This is a genomic window from Chroococcus sp. FPU101 (assembly GCF_017312365.1).
In the GTDB taxonomy this organism is placed as follows: Bacteria; Cyanobacteriota; Cyanobacteriia; order Cyanobacteriales; family Microcystaceae; genus Chroococcus.
On sequence record NZ_BLJI01000042.1, the window covers coordinates 12,415 to 29,576 of the forward strand.

Here is a 17,162-nt window from a genome sequence, read left to right on the forward strand (position 1 = left end):
ATCAAAATAACGTTATTTCTAATTTTCTGTATTCTGTGCAGGAACCGAAAAGAAACTGAGATGATTAAGAGTTCTTTTCCAAGGATGGCTTTGCACTTCTCTAATTAAAGTGGTTCCAGTCCAAGATAAATCAGGAATCGCTAGATTAACGATCGTTTTATTGGGTGATGCGTCTCTAAGTAACATTTTTGCATCTTTTTCTTTGATCATTAGCTGAATCGATTCGCTACCGTTGTGTCCATATAAGGTAGCAGGGATCAGCCCTTCACGACGTAAGGCTCTAGGTTTAGCTCCTTCGGGTCTTTTTTGACATTCTACATTAACTGACATCTGAGTTTACCTCGATAAACGATTATTGAATAAGTGAATTATGAATCAAGTAATTCATAACTCAAAATTTCTCTGGGGGTACCATTTTCATCTAACAAGGCTCGTTTTGGCCCATGAATCGGATCTTCAACGATAATTGTTTGATCCCGACTTGCACCTAATGAGATGATAGCGATCGGTACTTCCATTAATTCGGCCAAAAACTTGAGATAATCTAGGGCTTGTCTGGGCAAGTCTTCTAAATTACGACAATCACCTGTATCTTGTTGCCATCCAGGAAGAGTACGATAGATGGGTTTACATCGAGCGAATTGATTTGCGCTATTGGGTAAATGATGACAAATTTTGCCATCAAGTTCATAAGCGACACAGACTTTAATTTCCGATAGGGTATCGAGTACGTCTAGCTTGGTGATGGCTAAACAGTCTAAACCGTTGATCCGTACCGCATAACGACCAATCACTGCATCAAACCAACCACAACGACGCTGACGACCTGTGGTGGTACCAAATTCGGCACCGCGATCGCACAAAATCGCCCCGACTTCTTCATGCAGTTCAGTCGGAAAAGGCCCCTCACCGACACGAGTGGTATAGGCTTTTGCCACACCAATTACTCGGTCAATTACGGTCGGCCCAATTCCTGAACCCACGCAAGCACCGCCCGCGACGGGATTTGAGGAAGTCACATAGGGGTAAGTCCCGTGATCTAGATCTAATAATGTCCCCTGGGCCCCTTCAAAAAGAATATTTTTCTTTTTAGAAATGGCTTCGTATATTTTTAGAGAGCTATCAATAACATGAGGTCGTAATTTTTCCGCATAGTCCAGATATTCAGCGATCACTTCTTCTGGCTCTAAAGGAGAGATATTATAGAGTTTCTCTAAAATGACATTTTTATAAGTTATTGTCCAAGTTAGTTTTTCTCGTAAATCATCAGCATTCATGAGATCGATCACACGAATACCTGTCCGTTCAGACTTGTCGGCATAGGTTGGCCCGATACCGCGACCTGTGGTACCAATTTTATGTTTACCGCGTCGTTCTTCGGATGCCTTATCCATCAAACGATGATAAGGCATTGTTATATGGGCTATTTGTGAGATAAAAAGATTATCTACTGAAATATTAAGAGCTTTGAGTTGCTCTATTTCCCGCAACAGAACAGACGGATCGATCACCGTACCAGAACCAATGATACACTCAGTATCAGGGTAGAGAATCCCAGACGGGATTAGGTGTAGCTTGAATGTTTGTCCTTGAACTACAAGGGTATGTCCTGCATTGACACCGCCTTGAGGACGCACTACTACGTCGGCTGATCGACTCAACAGGTCTGTAATTTTTCCTTTTCCTTCATCGCCCCACTGGGCACCTATTACAATGACGTTAGCCAAGAGTCTATTGAGTTAAGCTAAACTGCACACACAAACGACTATTATCCCTATTTTTGTCAACAACTGTCAAGCATTTTTTTTAGTTAGGGTCAGTTAGGGGTGCGCGGTTTAACTTTTCTTATTCCCTTGCCGAGATAAGCTAAGACAAATCCAGTTAAACCCATCATCCCAAATTCAAAATATTGGCTAGTGGCTAAAGCGGTTCCAATTAGCAAAATCAATATTAAAATTACTGGTATTTTTCGAGATTTAAACATCTTTTTAATTAAATCAAAAAGGATAAAGAATTTTTATTCTTCATCCTTCTATTATTCTAGCTTTACTTTTATAAGTCAATTGGTGATTAAGCTTTGGGGGTTTTAGGAGCTTTGGGCAAGAATTTTAATAAAGCATCTAAACTATCATCTATTTTATCTAAGCCAGATTCAACTTCTTTTTGATAGGATGATTCAGCTTTTTTGTAGGATGATTTTGCGGTTTTATATTCGCCTTTAGCCGTTTCGAGTTCATCGAAATAGGATGTAACATCGGCGGCAATTGGGCCTAAACTTTCTTGTAGCTCAGGTGGGGCTTTTTTCGCTAGACTACTGACTAAAGAACGAAAACTTTTGTTTAGTCCTGGTAGGGTTTTATCGACTTGATCCCAAGCACCTTCTTTAAACAGAGGTGCCAGTTCATCATAACCTGCTTTAATTTCTGTTAATTGAGTGCTATATTTTTGTACAATTTCTGAGGCATCAGTTAAAGAAGCCGCTTTAACGGGTGCAGCGTAATTAAAAGTAAAAATAAACGTGCTGACGAAGGCGAGTAAACCTGCGATCAATTTTTTCCAAGAAATCATACAATATCTCCTTAATCAATTCCTATTGTCTTTTTAGAGGTCATCTGACAATTAACGCTAAGATGTATTTTTACTATCTTAGCTAATTTTTCAAGATCTTCTTATATTCAAAAAACTAACATTATCTCAATTATTTTAGAGTCTTTTTCATTATTTCTTAAACTTTCATTTATGTAATAATAAGCACATTTTTCTACGACAAAATGTCAAAGTTTGAGACAATTATCAGTTACCAGCCATCAGTATTTTGTTTTTTTACTGATGACTGATGACTAATTACAGATTACTAATATACGGGCGGGTGAGTTTATCGAGTTGTTGTACCATTAAACTAAGGAATAAGCCGACATCTGTAACGACACCGACTGATTCAACAGAACCGCGATCACTTAATTTAGTCACGACGGCGGGATTAATATCCACACAAACCATCTTCACACCCGCAGGTGTCATATTACCAACACCGATCGAATGTAACATCGAAGATAGCATCAGAATCAGATCGGCTCCTTGTATCAGACGAGCATATTCACTTTGTGCTTTGATCAGATCCATTTCCGTATCGGGTAATGGGCCATCATCTCGAATTGAACCCGCTAAACAGAAAGGAATCTGGTTTTTCACACATTCATAAAATACGCCCTTTGTCAAGATACCTTGTTCAACGGCTTTAGCAATACTTCCACAGCGACGAATTGCGTTAATGACTTTCAGGTGATGCCGATGTCCGCCGCGAACAGGTACACCTCTTTGCAGATCAACCCCTAAAGAAGTTCCCATCATCGACTGTTCGATATCGTGAACCGCGATCGCATTTCCCCCCAGTAAAGCATCAACATAGCCATCACGTATCAGTTTAGCAAGATGTTGACCGCCTCCAGTATGAATGACTACAGGCCCCGCAACGACGACAACTTTACCGCCTTGATCGCGGATTTTACGCATTTCCCAGGCGATTTGTTCTACCACTAATTCGACTCGTCTTTCGCTGGAGACACCCGCACCCATAAAGGTAAATTCTTGGCTACTGTTGCGTTGTTCTCTAGATTCTGCTTGACGAATGGTACGAATCCCTTCAACACCAATCATCACGCGATCGCCAACTTTGAGATCACGCAATAAGGTACAACGTGCTGTAAAACCTTGTGGAGTTTCTTCAACAACGATCGCCCCATCCATCCGTTGATTCTGAACTTGAATCCATTCACAATTAATCCGTACTTCTGTCGGATAAATCGTACTTACATAAAAATCATCGGGAGCGACACCATCTTGTGTTACGACTACTGTATTAACATCACATAATTCTTGGGGTCTAGCCACAGCACCTAAATCAATCAACTGGATCATGATTTCTTCCATGACATCATGAGAAGGTGCAGAAACACGAACTTCAGCAACCGAGGTACTTTGACGCTCAACACCTAAATTAAAGTTTAAAACTTTGAAACTACCGCTACCATTAATAACGGTATCCAATGCTTTATTCATAATACCTGCATCAAGTAGATGACCTTCTAGCTGGATAATACGACTTTCGATCGGATCATTTGCATGAACATCATCTTGACGCGGTTCAGTCACCCGTAAGGTTAGACATTTAGCCGCACCACCTGCCTTGAGAAACTCAGCTAGGGGGGTTTCGACGACCTCAAAACCAACATCAGCGATGCGTTTTTTGAGATCATCACTCACTTTATTCATAATGATGATGCGATTAATATTGACTGCATTACAAGCAAAATTAGCCGCGTCTGCTTCTTCGACAATAATACGTTTCTCTGCGGGTACCCGTCTTTCGATTAGATGATTGGAATAGGCATCAAAAGCGGGTGGATAGTAGAGTAAATAGCCATCCGTCAGGGGACAAAAACAAGTATCTAAGTGATAGAACCGTTCATCGACTAAACGCAAGGATAAAACTTCTGTATCTAACCATTTAGCAATATAGGGATGTGAGTCAAGTTCTGTCCGAAAACCATACCCCGCCCACAAACAACGACCTTCACGATCAAATAACGCATCTCCCGCACCTTCAAAGGGTAAGTCTTTGGGGAGTTCGTAAACGGTGAACCCATTTGCTTCAAACCATTCTTTAAAATAGGGTTCCTCACCTTGGCGTTCTTTGTGGAAAAAGCGACTTAAAACAACCGTTGAGCCTAAAACTAAACCTGCATTAGCGGTAAATACCATGTCAGGCCAACCTTTTTGGGGTTCGACCAAATCTACGATCGCTCTATCTTTAATAATGTGATAAAGTTGCTCCCACTGAATCACTGCTTTATCTTGTGATGACTTGTGTACATTCCCTTCCATCCAAGGATTGATCACATAATCTACATCATAGTGATCGGGAGAACACATCAAAAAACGAATGGAATCCATCATATCTCGCCTAGAAAGGTTTTCTTTCATGTTGACACTTTCACAATTTGGTTACATCAATCTGTTACATAGCACACACCCTAAAGATTCGATGCTTAAAAATACAAAGACTAACTGCTTTATAACGAGCAAATCATCTCGCTTCCAAGAATCCCATCGCCTATCAGGACGTGGGAGTGCCAACAATTCTCTTTATCCATTGTAGGATTTTTTGACAAACTTCTGGCTCATTAGGCGAAAACTGTTTTAAATTCGTTAGAGGGTGTTCTGTAACGCCACAAATCAATCCTTGAAATTTATCTAAGCTTTGCCAAAATTCTTTGGTTAATGGGTTGGTTGAAGCATCATAAAAAACCCAAAGATATTCAAAATGGGTTTGACTACGGCAAAGTGTATTCCAATACAGTCTTAATTTAGCCATCGTTTCGGGTATACCATGTTCAAACGGTGGACATTTTTGCTGCAACATTTGATCATAAATATCCACTAAAGGATGACTGGTATCGATTAAGTCATTACTGTTGATACAGATGAGGTGAATTTTTTGACTGAGTAAAGGATCTTCTTTGATTAAATGACTGAGTTGTTGTGAGAAGCTAGGCGGAGTCGTCGGAGGTGTAATTACTATATCTAGAGGAATATTTTTAGGGGCTGTAGATAAACTACTTTGATGCCAAGCTTGATAGAATTTTGGATAAGTCATCTGTTGGATACAGTGCCAGATGATTTTTTGACAAGCTAAATCAGTATGATATTTAGGATCATACAGAAAAGGTTTGAGATGCGTAATTAAATCAGCTAGTTGAGAGTTTAATAAAATGGCAATTAAACTTTCAGAGGCTTGAATACGAGTCGCCTGATCTTCACTAAATTTTAATAGTTTTAATAAAACTGCGATCGCTTCTTTGTTTCCTAAAGCAATTTGTCCTAAACTTTTAGCCGCTTTTTTTAATGTATTGGTGTCTTGTGATGGTGTAATGAGACGAATTAAGGCGGCGATGGCTGCGGGGTTTGATTGTCCAATTTCCCCTAAGCTTTCGGCGGCTAAACTTCTGATATCCTTATCTTGGGTTGATTTGGCTTGTTGAATTAATAACCATAAAGCTTCTAAATTTCCTGAATCAATTTTACTAAGGCTGACGGCGGCTTGTCGTTTGGTAAATTCATCTTGACTACTATGGATCAGGTGAACTAATGCTTTAATGGCTTCAGGGTTACCTAGATCGATTCTGCCTAAACTTTCTGCGACTTCTCGACGGGTGGCTTCATCTTCGCTTTTTTCCATGAGTTCGACTAATGTATTAATCGCAACTGGATGATTAGGGGCGATTTTGCTAAGGCTTTCGATCGCATCTTTTCTAAGAAGAACTTGTGTACTAGATTGAACTAATCGGACTAAGGTGTTAATGACTGCTTGAGAACCCATCCCAATTTTGCCCAGACTACTAACGGCTAACCACTGAGTTAACATAGTTTGATGACTCGATAGCAGATGGATCAAAGCTTCAATGGATTCAGGATTACCCGAACTGAGTTCGCCTAAACTATAAACCGCTTGTTGACGAATTTCTTCGGAAAAATGATCTTGTAGGAGTTGAATTAAAACAGCAAGGGCTGTCGGGTTACCTGGATCTATTTTTTCTAAACTTTCGGCGGCTTGTCTACGGATGCTAAGATTTTGAGTAGTGCGGATTAATTGAACTAAAGATGCGATCGCTGTAGCATTTTCTTGACCAATTTTTTCTAAACATTCAAAAGCGCGTCGTTGGGTAACTGGTGAATCTGTTGCTTGAATTTGTCTAATCACTGTTGTGATAATTTTCGGGTTTCCTTGACCAATTTTTTCTAAACTATTAAAGGCGGTTTGTCGTAATTCTTCTTGTGGACTGAGAGCGATTAAACTGGTTAAGGTTTCGATGGCTTGTTGATTTCCTTGATCAATTTTTCCTAAGATTTCCGCGCCTTGCCATTGTAAATAGGTTGACGGCATTTTGATGAGATCTTGTAAAGCTAAAATGGCACTGGTATTTCCTTTTCCTAGTTTTTCTAAGCATTGGAAAACTTGTTCTTGTATTTCGGTTTGATGAGTTGAAGTTAATAGATTAATTAATATAGATATTGCTTTAGGATGGCGAATTAAACTTAGAGCTTTTTTCGCTTCTTGTCTCATCGGTTGAGAATAATTATAAGCATCAAATGACCATTGAATCAAACGATTAATAATTTTCTCGCTATGCTCACTCTCGGCAAATTCTGTTAGTCCTGCTGCTGCTAAAAAATAAGCGCGTTTTCCATAATAATTTTCTGAACTACATTTATCTTGAAAGTTCATTAATTCTCTAATCAAGGCTTCTTTTTCTGCCTTTAAAATATCATCACGTCCTAGCCAAAAAAGTATTGTATTTTTCCAAAGTTGGCTAAAAACTGGATAATCTGAACTAAGGCTATTACTGACTAATTCTTCACTCCAGAAAAATTGCCAATTATTAATTGCTAAAGCGGCTAAATAATCTTGAAAGCTGTTATCTAAAAAAGTGTATATTTTTTGATTGGTCTGATTTGCGACTATGCCTAAAAGTTTTAACCAACCCATTTGAACTGCTAACTGAAATAATGGATGATTTTGTTCTGATTCTTCAATGATTAAATGATTTTCTAGTGTTGCAGAATATCTTTTTGTCTGCATTGCTTTTAAAGCTAATTTTCCTAAAAACTGATTGAGTTGATTTCTTATTTCAAGCGTGGTTGTTACTTTTTCAGCTTGCCATTGATAAAACTCTGTAACTAATGCTTGATAGAGTTCTGTGCTGGTTTGAGGAAAATGTGGATTATGTTGATACCAGAGACGACATAATAATGCAATTCGTAGTGGAGTATTAATCAATTCTTTAATGCGTTCTTGTCCAAATTGATCTAATGCGTTACACAATTGTTGAAGTAAATCCTGTCTTTGTTGTTCTTCAAGAATTGTTTTTTCTTGCCAGCTAGAAGACTTTGGGTTGAAATAAAGATGAGCAAAACACTTTTTTACAAAATGTTTAATCTCATCAATGTTATTCAGAGCTAAGGTATAAAATATATCAAAATTAAACAGTAAATTTTTATCAGCTTCCCAAACATAATTACGGCTGCTTAAAATAATTTTTGCTTGCTCACCCCACCCTTTAATTTGTTGATTAATCATTGAAAGTGGGCTTAAAATCGGAGATTCTGTCAATAAATGCTGTTGTTGTAAAACTTGATCAATGCCCATTTCATCAACGCCATCTAGTAATAACCAGACTCGCTGACTGTTAAGTAAAGCTTCAAAACTATTCTGCCAGTCAAATAAAATATAGGGTTGAGTTTTCTTGGCACGTGGTAACCATTTTTCTAAGATATATTCTTTTAAAGAAAGTTGACCCACATCTGATAGAGAAATCCAAATCGGAATATCTTCTGTATTTTTTAAGATCCATGAGGCGACATTTTGCAGAAAAATCGTTTTTCCTGTTCCCGATAATCCGATAATTGCTAAACGACGACCTTTACTTTTACTTTTTTGTTGTTGGATAATTTCACTAAAAAATTGTTCTTGAGTGTAGCGTTGTGTAATTTCGAGTTTTTTTCGTGGGTATAAAAATTCTTTTTTGTTGCGATCGACTAATTCTAGTGTTAGATTTAAGTCTTCCCATTCTGTTTCTGATTCTTCGGGCAAAGTGGTAAAAGGATTGATCGGTAAAGACTGTTTTAGCATCAACTGTCCAACTCTACGCCAATCAATCTCCGCTTTTTGAGAAGATGCCTTCGGTTCTACACAATATTCTGACATCATTTACGACTTCTCTCGACTCTACTCATCTTAGTTTTCCCAAGAAAAGCCTCATATTGATAGTGAAACCTAAATTTTTTGCCGCGTTGTCCAAAATAAGCATCGATGCAAATCAGAATCTTAAAAAGATGTTACTCGTAGTACACTTCAACTGCTGCAATGGAGGAGAATAAGGTAGATGTCTTTGCCAATTCCTGTCAGCCGTTTTTAGATATGACGACTCAAATCAATACAAAAATACTATATAATGCTGATTTCCTTCTTTGGTTGGAAACGACAGCTAATGTATTGAAAACTCGCCAACTCGAGCAACTTGATTATGATAATCTGCAATAATTTACCTTAATATAGAAGATCGAAGCTGATTTAATGAACCTAATAAAAACTATCGATGCAAATTGCACTTAAACCAGACCAAGAAAAATTTATCCTCGAAAAGCTGCAAGAGGGTAAGTACCAAAGTGTTGATGAGTTACTAGCTTTAGCATTTCAACTTCTTGAAGAACACGACTCAAAAAAACAACAACTACTTGAGTTAAGAGAAAAGATTGCAGAAGGAACAGAACAAATTCGCAAAGGAAATGTGATCGAGGGTGAAATGGTCTTTAAACAGTTGCAAGACAAGCTAAAACAATAAATATGGGTAGCTACGTTTTTTCTGAACTAGCAGTCCAAGATCTCAATGAAATCTGTGACTTTATCTCACAAAGTAATGTAAAAGCTGCTAGTCAATTATTTGATGTTATTCGACAAAAATGTAAGTTAGTCGCTGATTTTCCGAATATGGGAAAAGAATATGATTGGATTACGTCCGATTTGCGCGGCTTTGTTATTAATGGCTACATTGTATTTTATTATCCGCGTCAAGATGGAATCGATATTGTACGTGTGATTAATGGACGGCGAGATCTAAAAGCTTTGTTTAAAGAATTTAGAGATGAATCACAATAAAAGTCTAAACGGATTAAGTTCAAATCTTAGCAGTCTCTAGCAATCTACCTTAACATAGAAGATCGGAATATCTATCGAGGCAACAAACACAATGGGGGGAGACAATAAAACCAAGTTGAAACTAGACAGCAAAACGACTAAATTAGACCTAGTGACACCCGAAGAAGCGACAAATACTGTTTTTTCATCTTGGACGATCGAAGATAGCGAGAATCTTTATCGGATATATGGTTGGGGTGAACCCTATTTCTCAATCAACGCAGCAGGACATATTACAGTCTCTCCACAAGGCGATCGCGGTGGGGCTTTAGATTTATATGAACTCGTTGAAGCCCTGAAAAAACGCAATATTGGATTACCTTTATTGATCCGCTTTTCTGATATTTTAGCCGATCGCATCGAACGTTTAAACGCCTGTTTTGCTAGAGGAATCGCCCGTTACAACTATCCCAATGTCTATCGGGGTGTTTTTCCCATCAAATGTAACCAACATCGTCACATCGTTGAAGCTTTAGTTAAATACGGCAAACCCTATCAATTTGGACTGGAGGCAGGTTCAAAACCTGAGCTAATGATTGCTTTGGCGACCCTAGAACCCTCTTTAAATGAAAAAAATGACAAATCACAACCCATGCTAATTTGTAACGGCTATAAAGACAAGGAGTACATAGAAACCGCGTTACTGGCGACCAAAATCGGTCATAAACCTTTTATTGTCATTGAACAACTCGAAGAACTCTATCTAGCGATTAAAATTAGCCGTCAGTTGGGAATTGAACCCAATTTAGGGGTACGGGCAAAACTGAGTACTAAAGGGGTTGGACGTTGGGGAACCTCGACAGGCGATCGTGCTAAATTTGGTTTAACGGTTCCTGAAATTATTACTGTCGTTACTGAACTCGAAAAAGAAGGGATGTTAAATTCTCTACAACTCCTGCACTATCACATCGGTTCGCAAATTTCAGCGATTGGTGTCATTAAAGATGCAATTCGAGAAGCGAGTCAAATCTATACCCAACTGGCTAAAATGGGCGCAAATATGCAGTACCTTGATGTTGGTGGTGGTTTGGGTGTAGACTATGACGGCTCAAAAACCAACTATTACGCCTCAAAAAACTACAATATGCAGAATTATGCTAATGATATCGTCGCTGAGGTCAAAGAAGCTTGTGAAGAAGCCGAAATTCATCCCCCTGTAATTGTCAGTGAAAGTGGGAGAGCGATCGCATCTCATCAGTCTGTACTCGTCTTTGATGTTCTCGGTACTGGTGAAGTTCCTGTTAATCCTCCAGAAGCGTTACAAGAAAAAGAACCTCTCATCATCCGCAATCTGTGGGATACTTATTCATCAATTGATGTTCAAAATTACCAAGAAGCTTATAACGATGCGACTCAGTTTAAGGAAGAAGCGATTACATCTTTTAATTTGGGTTATTTTAGCTTAAAAGAAAGAGCCAGAGCAGAACAATTGTACTGGGCTTGTTGTCAAAAAATCCTACAAATTGCCCGTCAGCAGGATTATGTTCCAGATGATTTAGAAGACTTAGAGAAGATCATGGCTTCTATTTACTATATCAATCTTTCTGTTTTCCAATCTGTTCCCGATTCTTGGGCGATTGATCAACTTTTTCCGATTATGCCGATTCATCGTTTAGACGAAAAACCCACCCAACGGGGCATTTTAGCGGATCTAACCTGTGATAGTGATGGTAAAATCTCTCAATTTATTGACCTGAGAAACGATGTAAAATCGGTTCTTGAGTTACATTCATTGCAAGATTGCGACAAACTCGGAAACCATAAACCCTATTATCTTGGAATGTTTCTTGTCGGTGCATATCAGGAAATTATGGGCAATCTTCATAATTTATTTGGTGATACTAATGTTGTTCATATTCAGATGAAACCAAAAGGATATGAAATTCAGTACGTCGTTAAAGGTGATACGATAACAGAAGTTCTGAGTTATGTACAATATGATGCAGAAGATTTATTAGAGACTTTGCGTCGTCATACAGAAAATGCTTTACAAGAAAATCGCATGACGATTGAAGAATCTCAACGTCTTCTTAAAGATTATGAACAGAGTTTGCGACGATATACCTATCTTGTGGATGATGTTCAGTAAGAGGTTTTCGGTTATGTTTTTTCCATATGTGGCTAAAACGCTCTAGACGGAATCTTGAAAAGAATTTAACCGAAGATCTAACGGGTTACCTATTTATGTTCCCTAGCTTGCTGGTATTAGGAACTTTTGTTGTATTGCCTATTTTATATGCGGCTTTTCTATCTTTCCAAAAAGTCCAGCTTTTAGGGAATATTGAATATCAATTTGTTGGCTTCAATAATTTTATACGATTAATTAAAGATGACCGCGTTTGGATTGCGCTTAAAAATACAGCCGAATATGTTGCGATCGTAGTTCCATCCCAAACTATTTTAGCGTTATTGTTAGCGGTTAGTCTAAATTCTGACATTAAAGGGAAATATTGGTGGCGGCTCATCTATTTTTTGCCGACGATCACCTCCTCTGCGGTTCTGACGTTGATTTTCATGTGGATTTACAATACAGATGGACTACTAAACTATTTCCTAGCTTTACTTCATCTACCGACTTACAACTGGCTTGACGATCCAGCAGTCGCCCTTAAAAGCATTATGATCATGAATATTTGGTCAACTGCGCCCTTTTTTATGGTGATTTATTTGGCTGCACTGCAAAATATACCCCAGCCACTCTACGAAGCAGCAAAAATCGATGGCGCGAACAACTGGCAACAGTTCATTTATATTACTCTCCCCTTACTAAAACCCGTCACTTTTTTTGTCATGACGATGGGAATTATCGGTACTTTTCAACTGTTTGATCAATCTTATATTTTTTCGGGAGGTTCTGGCGGCCCGAATAATGCAACGCTGACAGTAGTTCTATTGATCTATCAGTATGTCTTTAAAGATTTACAAATGGGCTATGCAGCAGCACTCGCCTTTCTATTGGCACTTGTGATTATCAGTCTTACTTTAATTCAGCGTCGATTGTTTGGAGGCGAAATTGGTTAGCAAACGGAAAATATCTAAATTCTCGTGGCTCCAATGTTTAGTATACATTCCACTGACACTTTATGCTGTAATAACGCTTATACCGTTTCTGTGGGCGTTGTCTACTTCTTTTAAGCCTCTTTCTGAAATTGTCAGTGATGGCATGAATTTTTTACCCCATCAGTTCACTTTTCAAAACTATTCATCTATTTTTTTACAAGAACCGCTATTCCTGCGATGGCTGTTTAATAGTGTTCTGATTGCTGTTGTTGTAACGATTTGTAACTTATTGTTGAACTCGATGGCGGGATATGCACTGGCGCGGCTTCAGTTTCGGGGTAAGCAATTCTGGTTTGTTCTGATTCTCGCAGTATTAGCGGTTCCTGGTCAAGTTACGTTACTTCCGACCTTTTTAATACTCAAAAATTTAGGTTGGCTGAATTCCTATCAGGGGATGATTGTCCCCAGTATCGTCAATGCTACTTTTATCTTTATGATGCGCCAGTTTTTCTTAAACTTCCCCAAAGAACTAGAAGAAGCAGCCGAACTCGATGGACTAAACCGCTTTGAGACGTTTTGGTATATTGTCCTACCTCTGGCTAAACCCGCATTAGCAGCACAGGCGATTTTTGTTTTTATGGGAAATTGGAATAATTTTTCATTACCATTGGTAATTTTATTCGATCCAGAGATGTTTACCTTGCCTCTGGGACTGAACGCTTTTAAGGGACAATACAATATCTATTGGAATTACATCATGGTTGCTTCGATGGTTTTTACCTTACCCGTTTTGAGTATCTATGTCTTTTTTAATCGTTATTTTATCCAAAGTGCGATGTTTACAGGTACCAAAGGCTAATATTTAACTAATTGGTAAATCGAGCCAATCACTAAGTTCAAAAGTCAACCAATCTAACTCAGGTTCGGACAATTGATCATCATTTCCTAAAGATAAATATTTTGTCCCCATCCAGATTTTAATCTCAGGATGCACTTTTACATAACCGTTTTCTGAGCCTTCTTGATAATAAATTTGAGTCCGTTCGATTTTACTGATTCTTTGACGGGATTTAGGTTTAGAAAAAGGATAGTCTATACCAAATAGTCGATTTTTTAGTGAAATTTGCTCAGAATCAATGCGTAAGTGAGTATGCCCAAACAATGTAAAGAAAATCCTTAGAATAAGCCACAATCCTACACATAAATGACCCGTAGCAAAAATAGCCATAAACCAGCCCCCTGAAGTCCATGTCGTAAAAGCACTGGAATACCAAAAAATCAGAAAACCATTCCAAAAGGTAGCAAAGAGAATGAGCGTTATTAGTCCTAAATGAAAACCTTGAGGTGGAAGAAAAATTTCTAAAACATCATCTTTTTTAGATAGCTGAACCCTAGAATCAAAGGGTTTAGTTGGATTTAAAGATTGAGTTTCGACAATCGCTACTGGTTCTAAAAGCGCGTTAATAGCCACTTTCGCTGACGAGAACCGTTTTTCTAGACTCGGTTGGATCATTTTTCGTAACCATCGAGTGAACTGAGGAGAAAGATTGACAGAAGATTCAAAATCAAGACGTAAATCTTTTTGTGGAAGATCAGCAGGATGTTGTCCTGATGCAAGGTAAATTAAAGTAGCTCCTAAACTATACAGATCAGAAGCTTGAACCGCACGTCCCCCAAACTGTTCAGGAGGCATATAGCCATAGGTTCCAACAATCGTAAGGGTATTCCCTTGATTAGCTGCCGCTTGTACTGAACCAAAATCAACGAGATAAACCTGACCGACTTGATGACCCGATCGATTAGACAATAAAATATTACTCGGTTTAAGATCGCGGTGAATAATGGGCGGGTGTTGGGTATGTAAATAATCTAGGATATGTAAAATAGCGATCGCTAGTTGTTTTAGTTCTTCTTCTATAAAAGTGCGACCTTCATTAATCTGAGCTTCAATTGAAGGTGCATCCAGATAACTTTGTACTAAAGCAAATCCTTTTCCGTTATTGTCATCAATTTCAAAGTAATCAAGATATTGCGGAATTGCAGGATGAGATAAAGCTTGGAGTGTTTTCGCCTCACGTTCAAAGAGTTTAAACGTTTCCCAATTGAGATGTTGATTAAAAAATAATAACTTAATAACGACTAATTTTTGTGTCTGCTGATCAAAAGCCAGAAAAGTTTGTTGGCTATCTCGTAACCCAAGCTGTTTTTGAATTAGATAACGTTGCTTGATGATTTCGTTAATGTTCATATCGTTCAAAGCTTGTTTATCTACTAATATAATCGGCAGACTTGTCTAGTCATGATTTAAAAACGATTACTGAGATTTTTAGCAAATGATAGTGTTTTCTGCACTGGATTGTGTCCATACTTAACCGTATTAGGTAAGCCACAGCCAGAGTAGATCATGGCTTTTTATTAATATTACTATTTTGTCCAGTTTATCATTACTCTTACTATGCAGGTCTACTGAAAAAGTAATTAAACTAGAGCTAACTTCTTACTAAACTTGTTTAAGCAATGGGAGACACCTCATATGTCAAACCAGAAACCGTTAAAATCTGATTTGAATCACGCTTCTCGATTGCCAGATATCTTTGAGTCAGCACCTACGCTGACAAGCTTTAATACTGATTGGAGCAACATTATTCTAGAAGCTTTTTGTCTTCCACCAGGCAACACGCCCGAATTCTCTCTTGCTCATTACGTTATCAGTATCAATGTGGGGCCAAGAGTTTTGGCAAATCAGTTTATTGAAAGCAAATGCCAAAAAGCAATCTTTTTTCAAGGTACGCTTGTGATTTGTCCGTTATATAGTGATCATTTCTTCTGTTGGGATAGCACGCTTCAAATGATCTCTTTAAGTTTGAAGCCAGAATTATTACGTCTGAGCGCAATGGAGCTATTAGGTAAAGATTGTGTGGAATTAATTCCTAAATTTGGATTTCAAGATGAGTTAATTCATCAGCTTGGACTGGCAATGTATACAGAACTATGCTCACAGGGCAGCAGTAGTCGTTTATATAGTGATACCTTGGCAAACGCTCTTACAGTTCACCTCTTGCGAAATTACACAACTCAAAAGTATCAAACTCCAAATTATAACGGTGGTTTCGCTCAACATAAACTAAGGTTGGTTATTGACTACATCAACGATAACTTAGAGCGTGAGTTGAGTTTGAAAGAACTGGCGGCACTCACCCAAATGAGCCAGTACCATTTCTGCCGTGCTTTTAAGCAGACAATCGGGTTTAGCCCCCATCAGTATTTAATTCAACAAAGGGTAGAGAGAGCCAAGCAATTGCTTCAAAAAGAGGGGATGAGTATTGGTGCAGTGGCTAATGCCTGTGGTTTTACCCATCAGAGTCATTTTCACCGCCACTTCAAACGCCTGACTGGGGTAACTCCTAAAACATTTCTTAATTCATAAAACGTTACGCAACTCATAGCAAGATTGTGCATAAGTCGCAAAAATGTGCAAGATTTTTCTACTGCGGTAATTTATGGTCAATATAGACACCTGAGTTATTGAGTAGAGGACTAAACCAATCGATATTACCTGAAACCGAAACGATTAAACAGCACCTCCATCGAGTCAATAGTCCTGTCTAGTTACTGAGTTTAATTTTATTAACCTTGAAAAAAATGAACTTAAAAAAAGGAATCCAATTATGGCTAATCCAATTTTCATTGATATTTTTGATGGCAACTTAAATGACAATAACTCCATAGGCGGTACTAATGATGATGACATTATGGTTCTAGACAATGGGAATGACACAGGTACTGGTGGTAGTGGTGACGATATTATCTTCGGCAATGGAGGCAATGACAGTCTCTCTGGTGTATCTGGTGATGATGAAATTCATGGGGGGACTGGAAACGACACTCTTGCTGGTCTCAACGGAGATGATACTCTCATTGGTGGTGCTGGTAGAGATATCTTGGCTGACAGTTTTGACAGGGCTATCTTTCGATATTTAGCAGTTACTGATAGCAATGCTGGTGTTAATAATCGTGACCTAATTCAAAATTTTATCAGAGGTTCTAATGATATCGACCTATCACCAATAGATGCAAACTTGAATGCGTCTGGCAATCAGGCTTTTACTTTCATCGGTACAAATAGTTTTTTTGGTGCTGGTGTTGGACAAGTACGCTACTTTCAATCGGGGGGTAATACTTAATCGTAATGGGAAAGAATCTTTCTAATCGATTCTGTGGCACGTTCACTAATAAATGCTTGTAAGTCTTCATGGGTCGCGGGTTCTTCAGCTTTGATTAATTCAAGTCCTAATTCTTGCATTGCCTCATGCTGGGCCGTGATCAGATCTCGAACTGCTTCATAACCAAAGTCGATCGCTTCAATAATATCCTGTTCTGGTAGTTGATTGGCTCCAGCTTCAACCAT

The 17,162-nt window shown here is 38.4% G+C and carries 14 protein-coding genes and 2 pseudogenes; 8 read left to right on the plus strand and 8 right to left on the minus strand.

What is annotated here, in order from left to right; genetic code table 11:
- Window positions 1-36: 36 nt before the first annotated feature.
- The 6 genes and pseudogenes from rplY to CFPU101_RS22085 form a co-directional block, all read right to left on the minus strand.
- Window positions 37-330: pseudogene (gene rplY / locus CFPU101_RS22060) on the minus strand (50S ribosomal protein L25); the annotation flags it as partial.
- Window positions 331-368: 38 nt separating this feature from the next.
- On the minus strand, window positions 369-1,727 hold the full coding sequence (locus CFPU101_RS22065; RefSeq protein WP_206817648.1) for an adenylosuccinate synthase: 1,359 nt from the start codon (window positions 1,725-1,727) through the stop codon (window positions 369-371).
- Window positions 1,728-1,816: 89 nt separating this feature from the next.
- Window positions 1,817-1,984, minus strand: a complete 168-nt coding sequence (locus CFPU101_RS22070; protein ID WP_206817650.1) for a hypothetical protein — start codon at window positions 1,982-1,984, stop codon at window positions 1,817-1,819.
- An 86-nt stretch (window positions 1,985-2,070) separates the two neighbouring features.
- Window positions 2,071-2,568, minus strand: coding sequence for a hypothetical protein (locus CFPU101_RS22075; protein WP_206817652.1), 498 nt, complete (start codon window positions 2,566-2,568; stop codon window positions 2,071-2,073).
- A gap of 276 nt (window positions 2,569-2,844) precedes the next feature.
- Window positions 2,845-4,956: a TIGR00300 family protein gene (locus CFPU101_RS22080; RefSeq protein ID WP_206817654.1), complete on the minus strand. Its 2,112-nt coding sequence runs from the start codon at window positions 4,954-4,956 to the stop codon at window positions 2,845-2,847.
- Window positions 4,957-5,116: 160 nt separating this feature from the next.
- Entirely contained in the window at window positions 5,117-8,767 is a 3,651-nt protein-coding gene (locus CFPU101_RS22085; RefSeq protein ID WP_206817656.1) for a HEAT repeat domain-containing protein, read from the minus strand.
- Window positions 8,768-8,977: 210 nt separating this feature from the next.
- Here CFPU101_RS22085 and CFPU101_RS22090 point away from each other — a divergent pair, with 210 nt between their 5' ends.
- The 6 genes from CFPU101_RS22090 (at window position 8,978) to CFPU101_RS22115 (ending at window position 13,613) form a co-directional block, all read left to right on the plus strand.
- On the plus strand, window positions 8,978-9,100 hold the full coding sequence (locus CFPU101_RS22090) for a DUF29 family protein (RefSeq protein WP_206817674.1): 123 nt from the start codon (window positions 8,978-8,980) through the stop codon (window positions 9,098-9,100).
- A 55-nt stretch (window positions 9,101-9,155) separates the two neighbouring features.
- Complete coding sequence (locus CFPU101_RS22095) at window positions 9,156-9,401, plus strand: type II toxin-antitoxin system ParD family antitoxin (RefSeq protein WP_206817658.1); 246 nt, start codon at window positions 9,156-9,158, stop codon at window positions 9,399-9,401.
- A gap of 2 nt (window positions 9,402-9,403) precedes the next feature.
- A complete protein-coding gene (locus CFPU101_RS22100) occupies window positions 9,404-9,715 on the plus strand; it encodes a type II toxin-antitoxin system RelE/ParE family toxin (protein ID WP_206817660.1) in 312 nt (103 codons plus the stop codon).
- A 91-nt stretch (window positions 9,716-9,806) separates the two neighbouring features.
- A complete protein-coding gene (gene speA / locus CFPU101_RS22105; RefSeq protein WP_206817663.1) occupies window positions 9,807-11,843 on the plus strand; it encodes a biosynthetic arginine decarboxylase in 2,037 nt (678 codons plus the stop codon).
- Window positions 11,844-11,977: 134 nt separating this feature from the next.
- Window positions 11,978-12,775, plus strand: coding sequence for a carbohydrate ABC transporter permease (locus tag CFPU101_RS22110; RefSeq protein ID WP_242578175.1), 798 nt, complete (start codon window positions 11,978-11,980; stop codon window positions 12,773-12,775).
- Window positions 12,768-13,613 (plus strand): carbohydrate ABC transporter permease, encoded by an 846-nt coding sequence (locus CFPU101_RS22115; RefSeq protein WP_242578176.1) that lies wholly within the window; start codon window positions 12,768-12,770, stop codon window positions 13,611-13,613. Before CFPU101_RS22110 ends, CFPU101_RS22115 begins: the two co-directional genes overlap by 8 nt.
- Before the next feature lie 3 nt (window positions 13,614-13,616).
- Here the strand turns inward: CFPU101_RS22115 and CFPU101_RS22120 are convergent, their stop codons facing one another.
- On the minus strand, window positions 13,617-15,002 hold the full coding sequence (locus tag CFPU101_RS22120) for a serine/threonine-protein kinase (protein ID WP_206817667.1): 1,386 nt from the start codon (window positions 15,000-15,002) through the stop codon (window positions 13,617-13,619).
- A 285-nt stretch (window positions 15,003-15,287) separates the two neighbouring features.
- Between CFPU101_RS22120 and CFPU101_RS22125 the strand changes: the two genes are divergently transcribed.
- The gene (locus CFPU101_RS22125) at window positions 15,288-16,181 is read left to right on the plus strand and encodes a helix-turn-helix domain-containing protein (RefSeq protein WP_206817669.1); all 894 of its coding nucleotides are present in this window, start codon (window positions 15,288-15,290) and stop codon (window positions 16,179-16,181) included.
- A 325-nt stretch (window positions 16,182-16,506) separates the two neighbouring features.
- Window positions 16,507-16,938, plus strand: a complete 432-nt coding sequence (locus CFPU101_RS22130; protein WP_206817671.1) for a calcium-binding protein — start codon at window positions 16,507-16,509, stop codon at window positions 16,936-16,938.
- Here the strand turns inward: CFPU101_RS22130 and CFPU101_RS22135 are convergent.
- Window positions 16,935-17,162, minus strand: a pseudogene (locus CFPU101_RS22135) (polyribonucleotide nucleotidyltransferase); the annotation flags it as partial. The gene CFPU101_RS22130 and the pseudogene CFPU101_RS22135 sit on opposite strands and share 4 nt — an antisense overlap.

Excerpts from the sequence above, each read along its gene's own strand:
- CFPU101_RS22070 (WP_206817650.1), bottom strand. The coding sequence starts at position 1,984 with ATGTTTAAATCTCGAAAAATACCAGTAATTTTAATATTGATTTTGCTA.
- CFPU101_RS22075 (WP_206817652.1), bottom strand. The coding sequence starts at position 2,568 with ATGATTTCTTGGAAAAAATTGATCGCAGGTTTACTCGCCTTCGTCAGC.
- CFPU101_RS22080 (WP_206817654.1), bottom strand. The coding sequence starts at position 4,956 with ATGATGGATTCCATTCGTTTTTTGATGTGTTCTCCCGATCACTATGAT.
- CFPU101_RS22085 (WP_206817656.1), bottom strand. The coding sequence starts at position 8,767 with ATGATGTCAGAATATTGTGTAGAACCGAAGGCATCTTCTCAAAAAGCG.
- CFPU101_RS22090 (WP_206817674.1), top strand. The coding sequence starts at position 8,978 with ATGACGACTCAAATCAATACAAAAATACTATATAATGCTGATTTCCTT.
- CFPU101_RS22095 (WP_206817658.1), top strand. The coding sequence starts at position 9,156 with ATGCAAATTGCACTTAAACCAGACCAAGAAAAATTTATCCTCGAAAAG.
- CFPU101_RS22100 (WP_206817660.1), top strand. The coding sequence starts at position 9,404 with ATGGGTAGCTACGTTTTTTCTGAACTAGCAGTCCAAGATCTCAATGAA.
- speA (WP_206817663.1), top strand. The coding sequence starts at position 9,807 with ATGGGGGGAGACAATAAAACCAAGTTGAAACTAGACAGCAAAACGACT.
- CFPU101_RS22120 (WP_206817667.1), bottom strand. The coding sequence starts at position 15,002 with ATGAACATTAACGAAATCATCAAGCAACGTTATCTAATTCAAAAACAG.
- CFPU101_RS22125 (WP_206817669.1), top strand. The coding sequence starts at position 15,288 with ATGTCAAACCAGAAACCGTTAAAATCTGATTTGAATCACGCTTCTCGA.
- CFPU101_RS22130 (WP_206817671.1), top strand. The coding sequence starts at position 16,507 with ATGGTTCTAGACAATGGGAATGACACAGGTACTGGTGGTAGTGGTGAC.